Source organism: Streptomyces sp. NBC_00353 (assembly GCF_036108815.1).
Classification (GTDB): Bacteria; Actinomycetota; Actinomycetes; order Streptomycetales; family Streptomycetaceae; genus Streptomyces.
On record NZ_CP107985.1, the window covers coordinates 2,376,083 to 2,391,690 of the forward strand.

Consider the following 15,608-nt stretch of genomic DNA (forward strand, 5'->3'; position numbering starts at 1 on the left):
CTCCTTTCCTCCACCGGAAGGTGTTCGCCATGCGCGCTTCGTCCGCGCCCACGCCCAGTCGTCGCACCGTGCTGGCGGGAGCAGCTGTCGCGGCTGCGGCCGTCGCTCTGCCGGTCGCGGCTCCCGCCGCCGCCCACGCCGCGAGCCGGCGGACGCCTCATGGGGTGCAGGGGGCCCAGGCCCACCGCTGGCGCACGGCGGCGATCGGCGGCACCGGCTTCGTCACCGGTCTGCTGTTCCACCCGTCGGTCAAGGGACTGGCCTACGCCCGTACCGATATCGGCGGGGCCTACCGCTGGGACGACACGCAGTCCCGCTGGACCGCGCTCACGGACCAACTGGGCTGGGACGACTGGAACCTGCTGGGCGTCGAGGCGCTGGCCGTCGACCGGGCCCACCCCGACCGGCTGTATCTCGCGCTCGGCACGTACGCCCAGTCGTGGGCCGGACCGGGTGCGGTGCTGCGGTCCGAGGACCGGGGAGCGACCTGGGCCCGCACGGATCTGACGGTGCGGCTCGGGGCGAACGAGGACGGGCGAGGCGCCGGTGAGCGGCTGCTCGTCGACCCGTGCGACAGTGAGCAGCTCTGGCTCGGCACCCGCCACGACGGGCTGCTGCGCTCCACGGACCGGGGCGCCACCTGGGCGACGGCCGACTTCCCTGCCACACCGTCGGCGAACGGCCAGGGCATCATGTTCCTCGTCGCCGCGGGCCGGTCGGTGTACGCGGGCTGGGGCGACGGCGGTACGCCTCTCCACCGTACGAACGCCTCCGGCGGCTGGGAGGCGGTGCCCGGTCAGCCGTCGGGCGGTGTCGCGGCGTCGAAGGTACCGATCCGGGCGGCGTACGACACCAACACCCATGCTCTGTACGTCACTTACGCGGACGCACCGGGCCCCAACGGTCAGTCCGACGGCTCGGTGCACCGCCTCGACACGGTCACGGGCAGCTGGACGGATGTCACTCCGGTGGCGCCGGACTCCGGCACCGGGGACGGCTTCGGGTACGGCGGGGTCGCCGTCGACGCCGGGCGGGCCGGCACGGTGGTCGTCACCACCAACAACCGGTGGTCGCAGATCGACACCCTGTTCCGGTCCACCGACGGGGGGACCACCTGGACGTCGCTGAAGGACACGGCGGTCCTCGATGTGTCGGAGACGCCGTATCTGCGCTGGGGCGGGGACGCGGCCAAGTTCGGCTGGTGGATCCAGGCCCTGGCCGTCGATCCGTACGACTCGCAGCACATCGTGTTCGGCACGGGCGCCACGATCTTCGGGACCCGCGATCTCGTCCACTGGGCGCCGCAGATCCGCGGCCTGGAGGAGTCCGCGGTCAAGTTCCTGATCGCCCCGCCGACGGACGGTGCCCGACTGCTCAGCGGACTGGGCGACATCGGCGTCATGTACCACGAGTCACTGACCGCGTCCCCGTCGCGTGGCATGGCATCGAACCCGGTCTTCGGTACCGCCACCGGTCTGGCACTGGCCGCGCTCGAACCGTCCTACGTCGTACGCACGGGCTGGCCGTCCGGCTCGGGTGCGGCCGGGGCGTACTCCGAGGACGGCGGCAGCAGCTGGCAGCCGTTCGCCGCGCAGCCGGAGATCGCGGCCGCGGCCCCGGGACCGGTCGCGGTCGGGGCGGACGGGGAGACTCTGCTCTGGTCGTTCATCCACTGGGACGGCACGAAGTATCCGGCCCACCGCTCCACGGACAACGGCGCGACCTGGACCGAGGTGACCACCTTCCCCAAGGGCGGCACACCGCTGGCCGATCCGCTCGACCCGACGCGGTTCTATGTGTACGACACGGACACCGGGGCGGTGTTCCGCTCCACCGACTCCGGCGCGACGTTCACCCAGGGCGCTGCACAACTCCCTTCCGGTGACGTCCAGTTCAAGCTTGCTGCCGCCCCCGGCCGCAGCGGTGACCTGTGGCTGTCGGCAAAGGACAACGGGCTGTTCCGGTCCACGGACGGCGGACTGACCTTCAGCGCCGTGGCGGGCTGCCAGGCCTCGCACGCACTGGGCTTCGGCGCGGCCGCGCCGGCCGGCCCCAGGAAGTCCGGCCGCCGGGTCCGCGACTCCTACCCGGCGATTTTCCAGACCGGCCGGGTCTCCGCCACCTTCGACGGGGTGGCGGTGCTGCGCTCGGACGATGCCGGCGCCACCTGGGTCCGGATCAACGACGACAACCACCAGTGGGGCTGGACCGGCGAAGTGATCACCGGTGATCCCCGCATCCACGGCCGTGTCTACCTGGGCACCAATGGCCGCGGCATCCAGTACGCAGACCCGGAATGAGGAACGAGAAGTCCATGCCGTCCCTGCGCGACGCAGCCCGTGGCCGCATCCTCTTCGGCGGCGACTACAACCCCGAGCAATGGCCCGAGGAGGTGTGGGAGGACGACGTACGGCTGATGAAGGACGCCGGGGTCAACTCCGTCACCCTCGGGGTGTTCTCCTGGGCGAAGATCGAACCACGCCCGGGTGCCCGGGAATTCGGCTGGCTGGACCGTCTGATGGATCTGATGCACACCCATGGCATCGGGGTCGTGCTCGCCACACCGACCGCGTCCCCGCCGCCGTGGATGGGCGCGGAACACCCGGAGACGCTGCCGCGCGGCGAGGACGGCTCGGTCGTCTGGTACGGCTCGCGGCAGCAGTTCTGCGCGAGTTCGCCGGTCTACCGGCGTTACGCGGCGTCCCTCACCGAGGACCTGGCGGCGCGGTACGCCGATCATCCGGCGCTGACCGTGTGGCACATCAACAACGAGTACTGCACGCACTGCTGGTGCGACGGGACCGCCGCGCACTTCCGCCGGTGGCTGCGCGGCCGCTACGGCACCATCGAGGCGCTCAACGAGGCCTGGGGAACGGCCTTCTGGAGCCAGCGCTACGACACATGGGAGCAGATTCTGCCCCCGCGCAAGGCGCAGTACATGAAGAACCCGACGCAGGTGCTGGACTTCAAGCGGTTCACGTCCGACGCGCTGATGGAGTGCTACCTGGCCGAGCGCGACATCGTCGCCCGGCACACCCCTCACATCCCGGTGACCACCAACTTCATGCCGTTGTGGTCGGGGCAGGACGCCTGGGCCTGGTCGGCCCAGGAGGACATCGTCTCCGTCGACATCTATCCGGACCCGAAGGACCCGCAGGGCGCCCAGTACAACGCGATGCTCTCCGACATGACGCGCTCCCAGGCGACCGGTCCGTGGATGCTGATGGAACAGGCCGCGGGACCGGTGAACTGGCGGGGCGTGAACCATCCCAAACCGGCCGGCCTCAACCGGCTCTGGTCGCTCCAGTCGGTGGCGCGCGGCGCCGATGCCGTCTGCTATTTCCAGTGGCGGCAGTCCCGTCAGGGCGCGGAGAAGTTCCACTCCGGGATGGTCACGCACGCGGGCGAGAACGGCCGCACGTTCCGGGAGGTCAAGCAGCTCGGCGCCGAACTGGCCACGATCGGGGCAGCGGTGAGCGGTGCGGACATCCCGGCCGAGGTGGCCATCCTGCACGACTGGGACTCCTGGTGGGCAGGCGCCCAGGAGGGCAGGCCGTCCAAGCTCCTCGACTACACGGAGATCGTGCAGAGCTGGCACCGGGCCCTGTGGGAGTCCGGAATCTGCACCGAGTTCGCCCGTCCGGAGGCCGACTTGAGCCGGTTCCGGATGGTGGCCGTGCCACAGCTGTATCTGCTGACGGATGCCGCGATCGACAACCTGGTCGCCTATGTACGGGGCGGCGGGACACTGGTCTGCGGCTTCTTCAGCGGGATAGCCGACGCGGACGACCGGATCAGGCCGGGCGGCATGGATGCGCGGCTGCGTGAGCTGTGCGGCATCCGTACGCTCCACGAGTGGTGGCCGCTCGACGCGGACACCACGGTGGAGTGCGATGGCTTCCAGGCCTCGGTCTGGTCGGAGGAGCTGGAAGCGGCTCCGGGTGCTGAGGTCGTCTCCGCATACCGGGGCGGCGAGCTCGACGGGCTGCCCGCCGTGGTGCGCAACGACCGCGCGTACTACGTATCGACGCTGCCCGAACCGGAGGCGCTGCGCGCCCTGCTCGGCCGGGTGGCGGCCGAGGCGGGGGCGGGGCCGGTGCTGGCCGGGCTGCCCGAGGGTGTGGAGGCGGTCCGCCGCGGCGATCTGCTGTTCCTGCTGCACCACGGCCGGGGCAGCGTCACCGTACCGGTTCCCGGTGCACAGGTGGATCTGCTGACCGGGGCGGCGGTCAACGGCTCTTTGGAGCTGGGCCGTTACGGCGTGGCCGTGCTGCGCGGCGCAACCCCGTGACCGCCGCAGGAACGGAGGCCGGCGCCCCGGGCCGCGACGGCACCTGGGAGCCACGCCCCGCAGTCCGCTGGGAGGACGCCTTCCTCGGCGGCAACGGCCGGCACGGAGCCATGGTGTACGGAGATCCGGCCGACGACCGGGTCATCGTCAACCATCACACCCTCGTCCGCCCCAACGGCAGCGAGCACGCCCGCCCGCCCCGGCTCGCAGACCGGCTGGAGCACCTCCAGGACGCGCTGCTCGCCGGGGACACGACGGCGGCCGAACAGTTCGGGGCGGAGCACCCGCTGCTGTGGGTCCAGCCGTTCCACCCCGCCTTCCAGACCCGGGTCCGCCGCCTGCCGGCGCCCGTCGACCGTCGCCCGGGGACGGCCGGCTACCGCCGCACCGTCGACTTCGCCACCGGTGAGATCTGCGCGTCGCACGAGGACTGGCGGAGCCGGGTCTTCGTCTCACGGGCCGACGACGTCATCGTCCAGTGCATCACCGGGTTCGGGCTCACCGCGGAGCTCACCCTGGACCACGCACTGCCGGGTGCACCGCCGCGTCTCGCGATCGGCCGCAGCACCGCACTGACGGCCGACGGCGCCCGGCTGGCCCTGCGGGCCGGCTACCCGGACAGCGATCTCGCCTACACGGGCGTCACCGTGGCCTGGGTGGACCGCGGATCCGTGACCGTTTCGGGCGAGGGCATCCGTATCGACGGGGCACGGACTCTGCTGCTGCTGACCCGGGTGCGGCGTCATACGGGCGACCTGGACCTCGCCGAGGAGTGGGGAGCCCTGCCGTACGCCGACTACGAGACGCTGCTCGCCCGGCATCGGCCCCTGCACCGCACCGCCTACGAACGCGCCACCCTCACCCTGCATGCCGAGGCGAGCGAACGCGCCATTTCAGGAAGCGAGTTGATACGCCGCCCCGACAGCCCCGCACTCCTGGAGCGGCTGTTCGCAGCGGGCCGCTACCACCTGCTCTCCGCCGCCGGGGCGCTCCCGCCACGGCTGACCGGTCTCTGGACGGGCGACTGGGACACCGCCTGGTCCGGTGCGTTCACCACCAACGCCAATCTCAATCTCCAGATCGCGTCGGCCGCAGCGGCGGCGCTGCCGGAGGTCTCCGAAGCCCATGCCGGTCTGATCCGCGGCCAGCTGGCCGACTGGCGGGACAACGCCCGCGCGCTCTTCGGCACCCGGGGGATCGTCGCCCCGTCACACACGGACGGCGAGTCCGGCCACACCCGCCACTTCCAGCGCGCCTATCCGCTGCACCTGTGGACCGCGGGTGCGGACTGGCTGCTGCAGCCCCTTCTGGAGCACGCCGAGACCACCGGCGTCACGGACCCCTGGCTGACCGATGCACTCACCGAAGTGGCAGAGTTCTACGAGGACTTCCTCACCCGGCACGCCTCGGACGGCACCCTCGCCATCGTCCCTTCGTACTCACCGGAGAACCGCCCCGCCAACGCGAGCTGGGGAACGATCAACGCCACCATGGACATCGCGGCGGCCCGTCACGCCCTGACCACCGCGGCCGGACACTCCCCCGGCCACCCGGCCGCAGGCGGCTGGCGCGCCCTCGCCGACCGGCTCCCCCGGTACCGCGTCAACGAGGACGGGGCGCTCGCGGAATGGGCCTGGCCGGGCCTGCAGGAGACGTACGACCACCGGCACCTCAGCCATCTCTACCCGGTATGGCCGCTGGGCGTGATCAACCCGTACGACACCCCGGAGCTGGCGGGCGCCGCACACCGCGCGCTGGAGCTGCGCGGTGCGGAGAACGACTCCGCCCATGGCCATCTGCACCACGCGCTGATCGCTGCACGACTGCGGGACGGTACGCGGGCCCTGGACGCGCTCGACGCCGTCCTGGGCGGCGACTTCTTCCACGCCTCGCTGATGAGCTCGCACTATCCGTCCCGCGATGTCTACAACGCGGACGCCGCCCATGCACTGCCCGCGGCGGTCATCGAGATGCTCGTCCAGTCCACCCCGGACCGGCTGGTGCTGCTGCCCGCGCTCCCCGCCACGTATCCGTCCGGCGAACTGCGCGGGGTGCGCACCAGGTTCGGCGCCCGCGTGGATCTGTCCTGGTGCGACGACGGTCACGCCAAGGTCGTCCTGCACCCCACCCGTGACGCCCGTGTCGATGTACGCGCGGGCGTCGGACTCACGCTCACCGATGCCGCGACGCGGCGCTGCGCCGAGCCCCCCACCGAGACCTCCGCCGGAACTCCCGTTGCTCTGCTGGACCTGACGGCCGGCGTGGACCGCGTCCTCACTCTGAGGCCGCGGTAGCACATCCCCCCACCCCAACTCCCCGCACCATGGAAGGGACAACCATGGCACGACGCATCCTCAGCAGGTTCGTACTGGCACCGGCGGCCGCGGTCGCCGCGCTGATCGGCTTCGCCGCCGCACCTGCCCAGGCCGCGATCTGGTCCTCCTCGGACCAGTGGGGCAACTACACCACCAGCGACGGATACACCCTCTACAACAACATCTGGGGTTCCGGCGCGGGCTCCCAGACCATCTGGGTCAACTCCTCCAGCAACTGGGGGGTCTGGGCCAACCACCCGAACACCGGCGGCATCAAGTCGTACCCCAACGCCAAGAAGGTCGTCGGCAAGTCCATCACCTCGATGGCGTCACTCAAAAGCAGCTACAACGTCACCGTCCCCTCGTCCGGCGCCTACAACACGTCGTACGACATCTGGGACACCGACTACGACTACGAAGTGATGCTCTGGGTCAACTACAACGGTGCGGTGGGCGCACTCGGCACCTCACAGGGAACGGTGACGCTCGGCGGCCACACCTGGACCGTCTACAAGGGTGACAACGGCGCCAACCAGGTGTTCTCGTTCCTGCGGACCTCGGACTCCACCTCGGGCACGGTGGACGTCCTGCCGATCCTGAAGTGGATCAAGGACACCAAGGGCTGGTGGGGCAACGAGACCATCGGTGACGTCCAGTTCGGCTACGAGATCACCTCGTCGTCCGGCGGCCTGGACTTCACGACGAACAGCTTCAGCGTCTCGTCGAGCTGACCCGCACAGGAAGGAGCCGGCCCCTCGCGGGGCCGGCTCGTTCGCTGCCTGATGTCAGCGCACGGGCGCGGGACCGCTGCTCGCCCGCACCGTCAACTCCGGTGCCAGCAGCTCGACTTCGTCCGTGCCGCGGCCGGCGAGCTTGGCGACGACCTGCTCGACGGCGCGCCGCCCCATCTCCTGTGCCGGTATGGCGACCGAGGTGAGCCGCACGGAAGCCTCGGAGGCAAGCTGCTGGGGACAGATGGCGACGACCGACACGTCCTCGGGCACCGCGCGCCCCTGCTGACGCAGCAGATTGAGCAGCGGCTCGACCGCCGACTCGTTCTGCACGATGAAGCCGGTGGTGCCCGGCCGCTCGTCGAAGATCCGGGCCAGCGTCCGCTCCATCGCCGCGTACCCGCCCTCGCAGGGCCGGTGCAGCACCCGCACCCCGGCCTGCTGCGCCTTCGTCCGCACGCCGTCCATCGTCCGCTCGGCAAACCCGGTGTGCCGCTCGTACACCGCGGCCGCCTCGCCGATCACCGCGATCTCGCGGTGGCCGAACCCGGCGAGGTGCTCCACGCAGAGCGCCCCGGTCGCCTCGAAGTCGAGGTCCACGCAGGTCAGCCCGTCGGTCTCGGCAGGCAGACCGATCAGCACGGCGGTCCGGTCGTTCTCCAGGAGCAGCGGCAGGCGTTCGTCGTGCAGCTCCACATCCATCAGGATCATGGCATCGGCGAGCGAACTGCCCGCGATCCGCCGAACGGCCGCCGGGCCTTCCTCCCCGGTCAGCAGCAGGACGTCATAGCCATGCGCACGAGCGGTGGTGGCGACGGCGATGGCGATCTCCATCATCACGGGCACATACATGTCGGTGCGCAGCGGCACCATGAGTGCGATGATGTTGGACCGACTACTGGCGAGCGCGCGGGCTCCAGCGTTGGGGTGGTATCCGAGTTGCTGAATACTTCGCTCCACCCGCTCCCGGGTGGACACGGAGATGGACCGCTTCCCGCTGAGGACGTAGCTCACCGTGCTCGCGGAGACTCCGGCATGCTGGGCGACCTCGGCAAGGGTGACCATTCGGCTCTCCATCACAGGACGACGGCGGATTCCGGCACACACTTTGACACGTACCGACAGTTTTGGCGAAGCGCTTCGATTCCGACTTACGCGCCTGCGACATGCACGGACAGATCGAGCCTAGACTGACTCTCACAGCGAGTCCAGAGGTTGTGTCGAAGCGCTTCGACACAACCTGACGCAGATAGGCCCAGGCGACCGGGTCCGCCCGGCGATGACGACGGACACCATCATCTGCGCGTACCGAAGTCCGTACGAGGTCTGGTTGACCGGTCCGACGGACAGCGTCATACCGTTCGGGGCGGTGGTGACGAGGAACGGCCACAGGAAGTTGTTCCACGTGCCGATTCTCTCGCGGCGGGCGCGAACGCAAGGATGACAGGTGAGAAGTGTGTCTGACCAAGTGACGTCGGCAGTGGCCCATTTCACGACGGTGGCGTCGGGGCCCGACGCACCCACCGTGCTCTATCTGGGGCTGCGCCGCTCACCCCTGGAGTGGCAGGCGGAGCTGGACGCCGCCACCGCGCTGGGGCTGCGCGTCCATGTGTCCTCCGACTCCGACGTCAGCCACACCGGGCTCCCTGCGGAGCAGCGGGGCTCCTTCGACTGCACCACCCCGCTCGCGGACCAGGCCGCCCGGGCGGCGCCCGACGAGGCCCCGGCGGCCGTCGCCTGCTGGGGTGACAGGCACGTCGGCCTCACCGCGCGGCTCGCCGAGGACTTCGGGGTCCGGGGCATCGGCACGGCGGCCGCGGCCGTCAGCACGGACAAGGTGGCACAGCGCCGCGCGATGGAGCCGTACGGGCTGAACCCGGCCTGGCGGTCGGGTACGACTCCCGACGCCCTCCGGGCCGCCGTCGAAACCCTCGGCGCGTCGGGGAAGCCCCTGGTCTTCAAGCCCGCCCACTGCTCGGGCGGCCGGGGCATCGCCCTGATCACCGCGGACTCCGACCTGGACGACGTCTTCAAGCTGACCGCCGAGAACTACACCGGCACCACCGACTTCCTGGTGGAGGAGTACGCGGACGGCTCCGAGCACTCCGTCTCCGGGCTCGTCGCCGACGGCACCGTTCGGATCCTCGGCGTCACCGACAAGTACCTGGAAGGTCCGCTGTCCGCCTCCTGGGCCACGACCGTGCCGTCCGCTCGTACGGACGCGCAGGTGGCGCAGTTGAAGCGGGCCGCCGAGCGGGCCGTTCTCGCCGTCGGCCTGCGGACCGGCGGCTTCCACGTCGACCTGCGGTTCACCGCCGAAGGGCCGGTCGTACTGGAGATCGACGGACGGCTCGGCGGCGATCTGATCAACTCTCATCTGATCCCGCTGGGCCGCCAGGGTGCCGTACGGCCCTACGAGGCGCTGCTCACGCTGCTGACCACCGGTGAACTCTCCGGCGAACTCGCCGAACCCACACGAGGCGCGGCCATGGTGCTGCTCCCCAAGGCCGGGCGACCGGTGACGGAGCTCGTCGGAACCGCGCTCGCCCATCCCCGTGTGACGCTCGCCGCCGACTGGCCCGGTACGGACACGGTGGTGGCGGTCGTCGTCACCGAGGACCCGGCGGAGCTGCCGGCGGCCGTAGCGGACGTACGGAAGCTGATCCCCTGACGGGCCTCAGCCGCCGCCGGTGGGCGCCCTCGCCTGCCGGAAGGAGGGGCCGACGGCACCATGTCGAAGCCGCGGCCCCCGTCCTCACTCATCCGTTCAGCAGCACCGGGAAGGCCTCCATGTCGTTCTGCGTCATCACCGGCAGCTTGCGGAGCTCCTCGTCCGGCACGGCAAGCCGCAGCCCGGGAAAACGTCCGAACAGCGCAGGCAGAGCGATCCCGGCCTCCACCCGCGAGAGTGCCGCTCCCGGGCAGATGTGCGGGCCGTGGCCGAAGGTCATGTGGCGGATCGGGGTCGGCCGGGTGATGTCGAAGGCGTCGGCATCCGGTCCGTGCTGCTCGACGTCACGGCCGATGACCCGGTAGGAGATGACGACCCCCTCCCCCTTGGCGATCACACTGTCGCCGACCTGAATGTCCTCCGTGGCGAACCGCATCAGCAGATGCGTGGTGGGGGTGTCCCAGCGCAGCGTCTCCTCGATCACCGTCTCCCACGGGATCTCGCCGTCGAGGACCTTGCGCAGCTGGTCGGGGTGGGCGAGCAGGGCCCGTACCGCATTGAGGATCAGCCCGATGGTGGTCTCGTGCCCCGCCGCCACCATGGCCTTGAGATTGCCGACCACCTCTTCCTCGGTGAGCGGGTCCCCGCCCTCCTCGGCAAGGATGAGCGCGCTGGTGAGATCGTCCGTCGGCCGAGCGGTCTTCTCGCGGACGAGTCCGGCATAGAAGACGTCCAGCTCGGCGAGCAGGGCCATCCGCTCCTCGTGCGGGGTGAGCATGGAGAAGAAGGCTTTGTACTTCTTCGTCAGCATCGCGTGCTGGGACTCTTCGACGCCCATCAGCATGCCGACCACCCGCATCGGCAGCGGCTGCGCGAACACGGACTTGAGGTCGACCACGCCGTTCTTGCCCTGTTCGGCCAGAGCGTCCAGCAGCTCCTCGGTGAACTTCTCGATGTCCGGTCGTATCGCTTCGAGGCGGCGCGGCGTGATCGCCTGGGAGGTCTTGGTGCGCAGCCGCCGGTGCTCCTCGCCGTCCACGGTGAACATGGAGCGCCCGGCATCGATCATGCCGATCAGCGGCCAGGCGTGGGTCACCGCTCCGCTCTGCCAGAGCCCCCACGCGCCGATGTCCTTCACCAGGCGTGGGTCGACGAGCAGTTGGCGGGCCTCGGCATGCCGGGTGACGGTCCAGGCCGGCACACCGAGCAGCTCGATCCTGGCGAGTGGTCCGGCGTCGCGCAGCCGCGCCGTCTCACCGTCCAGGTCCTGGACCATGGGGTCGATGACCACGGTCGCGCCGGCCGAGGCTGCCTCGTGGGCAGCGGCGTGAGGGCAGTTCAAGAGAAGTCTCCTGTCGTACGTACGGGGCTGAACCGGACGGGCAGCGATTCCATCCCGCGCAGAAAGGCGGACCGCCGCCGGACGAGCGTCTGCGCGGGAACCGCCAGGGCGAGATCGGGCAGCCGGTCGAGGAGCACCTCGATTCCGGTACGGGCGATGGTCTCGGCGATCTCCTGGGCGGGGAACGGGCAGCGGTACTCGCCGTAACTGAACGCCAGATGGGCACTGTTGCCACCTTGGCCGGACGGGTGACCGGTGGAGAGGTGCTGCCGTACATGCGGATCGGAGTTGGCCGCGCCCAGACCGAGCAGCAGCATGTCCCCGGCCCGGATCGACCGGCCGGCGAGCCGGGTGTCCCGGGCCGCCCAGCGGCCGGCGAGGATCTGGGTCGGGCTCTCCTCCCAGAGGACCTCGTTCATCGCTTCGGCGACACTGTGCCGGCCGCCGGAGAGGGAGTCGGCGAACTGGTCGTCGGTGAGCATCAGCCGCAGGGAGTTACTGATCCAGTCGGCGGTGGTCAGATGTCCGGCGGCCGTGATGGCCATCAGGTCGAGGACGAACTCCTCCTCGGTGAACGGTTCGTGGTACGCAAGCATCCGCGAGGTCACGTCGTCCCCGGGCGCCGCCCGCTTGGCCGCGACCAGCCGCTGCATGTGCTCGCCGAACCGCGCATACGCGCTCTGCGCCTCGGGCCCGCCGTCGGCCAGGTCCTTCAGCACCCGGGCGATGGCCGCCCCCTCCGCGTCGGGGAAGCCGACGAGCCGGGCGAGGACCAGCACGGGCAGCGGTTCGGCGAAATCCGCGACCAGATCGGCCGCGCCGCGCGTGCAGATGCCGTCGATGATCCGGTCCGCCAACTCCTCGCAGTGGCGCCGGATTTCGAACGGGTCCGCGCCCTCCAGGGCGGCGCCCACCATTTCGGCGTGGCGGCGGTGCTCGGCGCCCGCGGTGAAGTAGATCGACGGCATCGGGCGCCCGACCATCGGGAGCAGCGGCCAGTCCTCGGGGATGTGCTCCCACTGGTTCCAGAGCCCGACGTCCCGGGGGAACAACTCGCCGTCGCTGGTGACCTGGTGGAGTTCCCGGTAGCCGATGATCAGCCAGGCGGGGAACCCGCCGGGCAGCTCTACGGGCACGACGGGTCCGTGATCGCGCCGCATGGTGCGGTAGAGGGTCTGGGGCTCGGTATGGAACTCGGGGCCGCTGAGGGGCACTGCGCCCGCGGGGTGCCGAACGGGGCAGCCGGCGCCCCGCGGTTCCGCGGGCGTGGGTTCGGCGGTTGAGGGGCGCGTCATCGAGCTGACTCCTTCGGTGGCGGCGACTCGCGTTGCGTACCCACGATCAACGCGGCACCACTATAGGGATGCAGAGTGAAACTTCGATGCCAATCGCGATCACTCTCTCCACATCTCTGATCACGACACCCTCCGACTCGCACCGGACCCCGCAACCACCCGTTGACATGCACCTGCGTAATGGTGAATCCTCGCGCGAGAAGTTGCGCGATCTGACGTATGTTCAAGCATTTACAAACATCCAGTGCTTGGTTCGAAGGGATGTATCCCGTGCGAAGACTTCACCACCGGGCCCGCCGGCCGGCCCTGGCCGCGGCAGGACTTGCGGCCGCCCTGGCCGCCGCTCTGCTCGGCGCCCCCGCCGAACCCGCCCACGCGGCGACCCCCGCGAGCGCCGTGCTCGATGACGCCCACAAGAGCGTGACGTGGCAGAGCCCTGTCTATCCCAAGGGGACGGTCGGTGGCCCCAGCGACTGTCCGCCGGCTGCCGAGGACCCGGACAACAAGGTCTGCGACCGCTTCGACCTCACCGTGTCGACTCCCGACGGCTACTGGGACGACAACCCGGAGGGTGGTGTACCGATCTCCATCGAGTGGCAGAAGCCCGCCGAGGACTTCGACATGTACATCTACGACTCCGCCGGCAAGCAGGTCGCCTCCAGCGCGGGCACGGCCGACCCCGAGGCCACGGTGATCCCCAGAGCCGACGGGACGTACCACGTGATCGTCGTGCCGTACGACGTCACCGACAACTCGTTCACGGGCAAGGCCTATCTGCCGGAGACCACCGACTCGGGGAACCTGACCTCCTTCAGCGGAGGCCACGGCAGCTACTCCATCGAGGCCGGAGAGCTCAAGGCGAGGGCCGACTTCCTGACGGGTGGACAGCTCCGCCTTCAGGCGTCCCCCTCGGGTGAGTTCACCGACCCGGCCGGCTCGGCGATCATCCGCAAGCAGCCCGCGGTACAGAAGCACACCAGCACCTTCGACCAGGGCGACTACTACGGCATCCGCTCCCCCGACGCCGTCCTGCGCGTCTACAAGAAGCCGCTGCGCTTCGGCCTCTACAAGGCCGACAACCGCACCCGTATCTGGCAGGAGGACAAGCCCCTGCGCTGGTCCACCGGCGGTATGCGGCAGAGCCTTGAGCGCGGCACGGACGAGCAGTTCTTCGGCGGCGGCGAGCAGAACGGCAGCTTCTCGCACCGCGACAAGACGGTCTACGTGGCCAACAACACCAACTGGAACGAAGGGGGTTACAACAACTCCCAGCCCTTCTACCTCTCCAGTGCGGGCTACGGCGTCTACCGCAACACCTTCGCACCCGGCGTCTACCACTTCGGCTCCCCCGTCCAGACCGGCCAGCAGGAACGGCGCCTCGACGCGTACTACTTCATCGGTGACGCGAAGAAGGTGATCGGCAAGTACACCGCCCTGGTCGGCAAGCCGTTCATGCCGCCGGTGTACGGCCTGGAACCGGGCGACGCCGACTGCTATCTGCACAACGCCAACCAGGGCGAGCGCCACACCCTGGACGCCCTCAAGGTCGCCGACGGCTACACGCAGAACCAGATACCGCTGGGCTGGATGCTCGTCAACGACGGCTACGGCTGCGGCTACGAGAACCTGCCGGAGACCGCCAAGGGCCTCCAGGACCACAACGCCCAGCTGGGACTCTGGACCCAGAACGGCCTCGACAAGCTCACCGACCAGGTGAAGGCGGGCCAGCGGGTCGCCAAGCTCGACGTCGCCTGGGTCGGCCAGGGATACGGCATGGCACTGGATGCCTGCGACGACGCCAAGGCCGGCATCGAGGACAACAGCGACGCCCGCGGCTTCGTCTGGCTGCCCGTCTCCTGGGCCGGCGCGCAGCGCTGCGGCGTCCTGTGGAGCGGCGACCAGTCCCTTTCCTGGGACTTCGTGCGCTGGCAGATCCCGACCTACGCCGGCGCCACCATGTCCGGTATCGCCTACAACACGGGTGACGTCGGCAGCATCTACCGCCACGACGCCAAGATGTACGCGCGCGACCTGCAGGCCAAGTCGTTCCTCCCGGCCCTGATGACGATGGACGGCTGGGCGACGGACCTGACGACCAAGAAGAAGATCAACCAGCAGCCGTGGGTGGACGGCGAGCCGTACACCTCCATCAACCGCAAGTACCTCCAGCTGCGGGAGCGGCTGCTGCCCTACCTGTACACCCTGTCCGCCGAGGCCGCGAAGACCGGCGTGGGCTCGGTGCGCCCGCTGTGGCTGGAGTACCCGGACGACCCCGAGACCCTGGGCGCGAACGCCAAGTACGAGTACCTGGCGGGCTCCGACTTCCTGGTCGCCCCGGTCTACGAGGACTCCGACACCCGTAACGGCATCTACCTGCCCAAGGGCACCTGGACCGACTACTGGACGGGCAGGACCTACCAGGGCCCGACCACGGTCAACGGCTACCACGCCCCCCTCGACACCCTGCCCCTGTTCGTCAAGGGCGGCTCCATCGTGCCGATGTGGCCCAAGGGCACGACGTCCTGGCAGACCCGGGACCGAAGCGAGCTGGACTACGACCTGTACCCGCAGGGCACGAGCACGTACACCCTGTACGAGGACGACGGCGTGACCCGGAAGTTCACCGAGGGCGCCTCGGCAACGCAACAGGTACGCGTGCAGGCACCCACCCACGGAAAGGCGAGCGCCACCATCAAGGTCGGCGCGAGCGTGGGAAGTTACGAAGGGAAGCCGGCCGCCAGGTCGTACCGCTTCACCGTGCACGGCAAGGACGCACCGTCACAGGTGGCCATGAACGGCAGCCGCCTCCAGCGGCTCAACTCCGCGACAGCGCTCGCCTCGGCCGAGTCCGGCTGGTACACGGACCCCGCGACCGGGATCACGGAGATCAAGACGCCGTCCGTCTCGACAGCGCGCGGCTTCACAGTCGAGCTGCGCAAGTAGCAAGCACGAGGTCAGGGGCT

General features: G+C 69.9%; 9 protein-coding genes and 1 pseudogene. 6 read left to right on the plus strand and 4 right to left on the minus strand.

Annotation, left to right across the window (positions count from 1 at the left end; genetic code table 11):
• The first annotated feature begins 29 nt into the window (after window positions 1–29).
• Genes OHA88_RS11110 through OHA88_RS11125 form a run of 4 tightly spaced genes read left to right on the plus strand, consistent with a single transcriptional unit; the run spans window position 30 to window position 7,337 of the window.
• The gene (locus OHA88_RS11110) at window positions 30–2,300 is read left to right on the plus strand and encodes a sialidase family protein (protein WP_328625352.1); all 2,271 of its coding nucleotides are present in this window, start codon (window positions 30–32) and stop codon (window positions 2,298–2,300) included.
• Between the two features lie 14 nt (window positions 2,301–2,314).
• On the plus strand, window positions 2,315–4,291 hold the full coding sequence (locus tag OHA88_RS11115; protein ID WP_328629652.1) for a beta-galactosidase: 1,977 nt from the start codon (window positions 2,315–2,317) through the stop codon (window positions 4,289–4,291).
• Window positions 4,288–6,585: a glycosyl hydrolase family 95 catalytic domain-containing protein gene (locus tag OHA88_RS11120; RefSeq protein ID WP_328625353.1), complete on the plus strand. Its 2,298-nt coding sequence runs from the start codon at window positions 4,288–4,290 to the stop codon at window positions 6,583–6,585. The genes OHA88_RS11115 and OHA88_RS11120 overlap by 4 nt, the downstream gene beginning before the upstream one ends.
• A gap of 44 nt (window positions 6,586–6,629) precedes the next feature.
• Complete coding sequence (locus tag OHA88_RS11125; protein WP_328625354.1) at window positions 6,630–7,337, plus strand: GH12 family glycosyl hydrolase domain-containing protein; 708 nt, start codon at window positions 6,630–6,632, stop codon at window positions 7,335–7,337.
• Window positions 7,338–7,391: 54 nt separating this feature from the next.
• Here OHA88_RS11125 and OHA88_RS11130 read toward each other — a convergent pair whose 3' ends face one another.
• Both OHA88_RS11130 and OHA88_RS44570 read right to left on the minus strand, forming a co-directional pair.
• A complete protein-coding gene (locus OHA88_RS11130; RefSeq protein WP_326818134.1) occupies window positions 7,392–8,402 on the minus strand; it encodes a LacI family DNA-binding transcriptional regulator in 1,011 nt (336 codons plus the stop codon).
• 207 nt (window positions 8,403–8,609) lie between these two features.
• A pseudogene (locus OHA88_RS44570) lies at window positions 8,610–8,750 on the minus strand (carbohydrate ABC transporter permease); the annotation flags it as partial.
• Window positions 8,751–8,793: 43 nt separating this feature from the next.
• Between OHA88_RS44570 and OHA88_RS11135 the strand changes: the two are divergent.
• A complete protein-coding gene (locus tag OHA88_RS11135; protein ID WP_328625355.1) occupies window positions 8,794–10,008 on the plus strand; it encodes an ATP-grasp domain-containing protein in 1,215 nt (404 codons plus the stop codon).
• A gap of 88 nt (window positions 10,009–10,096) precedes the next feature.
• On the opposite strand, the gene OHA88_RS11140 is transcribed toward OHA88_RS11135, so the two are convergent.
• Both OHA88_RS11140 and OHA88_RS11145 read right to left on the minus strand, forming a co-directional pair.
• Window positions 10,097–11,350, minus strand: a complete 1,254-nt coding sequence (locus OHA88_RS11140) for a cytochrome P450 family protein (protein ID WP_443044211.1) — start codon at window positions 11,348–11,350, stop codon at window positions 10,097–10,099.
• Window positions 11,347–12,645: a cytochrome P450 gene (locus OHA88_RS11145; protein ID WP_328625356.1), complete on the minus strand. Its 1,299-nt coding sequence runs from the start codon at window positions 12,643–12,645 to the stop codon at window positions 11,347–11,349. Before OHA88_RS11145 ends, OHA88_RS11140 begins: the two co-directional genes overlap by 4 nt.
• Window positions 12,646–12,915: 270 nt before the next feature.
• Here OHA88_RS11145 and OHA88_RS11150 point away from each other — a divergent pair, with 270 nt between their 5' ends.
• Window positions 12,916–15,588, plus strand: coding sequence for a glycoside hydrolase family 31 protein (locus tag OHA88_RS11150; protein WP_328625357.1), 2,673 nt, complete (start codon window positions 12,916–12,918; stop codon window positions 15,586–15,588).
• The last annotated feature ends 20 nt before the right edge of the window (window positions 15,589–15,608 follow it).

What these genes read in the sequence shown, in the direction of transcription:
- OHA88_RS11110 (WP_328625352.1), top strand. Translation starts at nt 30, where the DNA reads ATGCGCGCTTCGTCCGCGCCCACGCCCAGTCGTCGCACCGTGCTGGCG.
- OHA88_RS11115 (WP_328629652.1), top strand. Translation starts at nt 2,315, where the DNA reads ATGCCGTCCCTGCGCGACGCAGCCCGTGGCCGCATCCTCTTCGGCGGC.
- OHA88_RS11125 (WP_328625354.1), top strand. Translation starts at nt 6,630, where the DNA reads ATGGCACGACGCATCCTCAGCAGGTTCGTACTGGCACCGGCGGCCGCG.
- OHA88_RS11130 (WP_326818134.1), bottom strand. Translation starts at nt 8,402, where the DNA reads ATGGTCACCCTTGCCGAGGTCGCCCAGCATGCCGGAGTCTCCGCGAGC.
- OHA88_RS11145 (WP_328625356.1), bottom strand. Translation starts at nt 12,645, where the DNA reads ATGACGCGCCCCTCAACCGCCGAACCCACGCCCGCGGAACCGCGGGGC.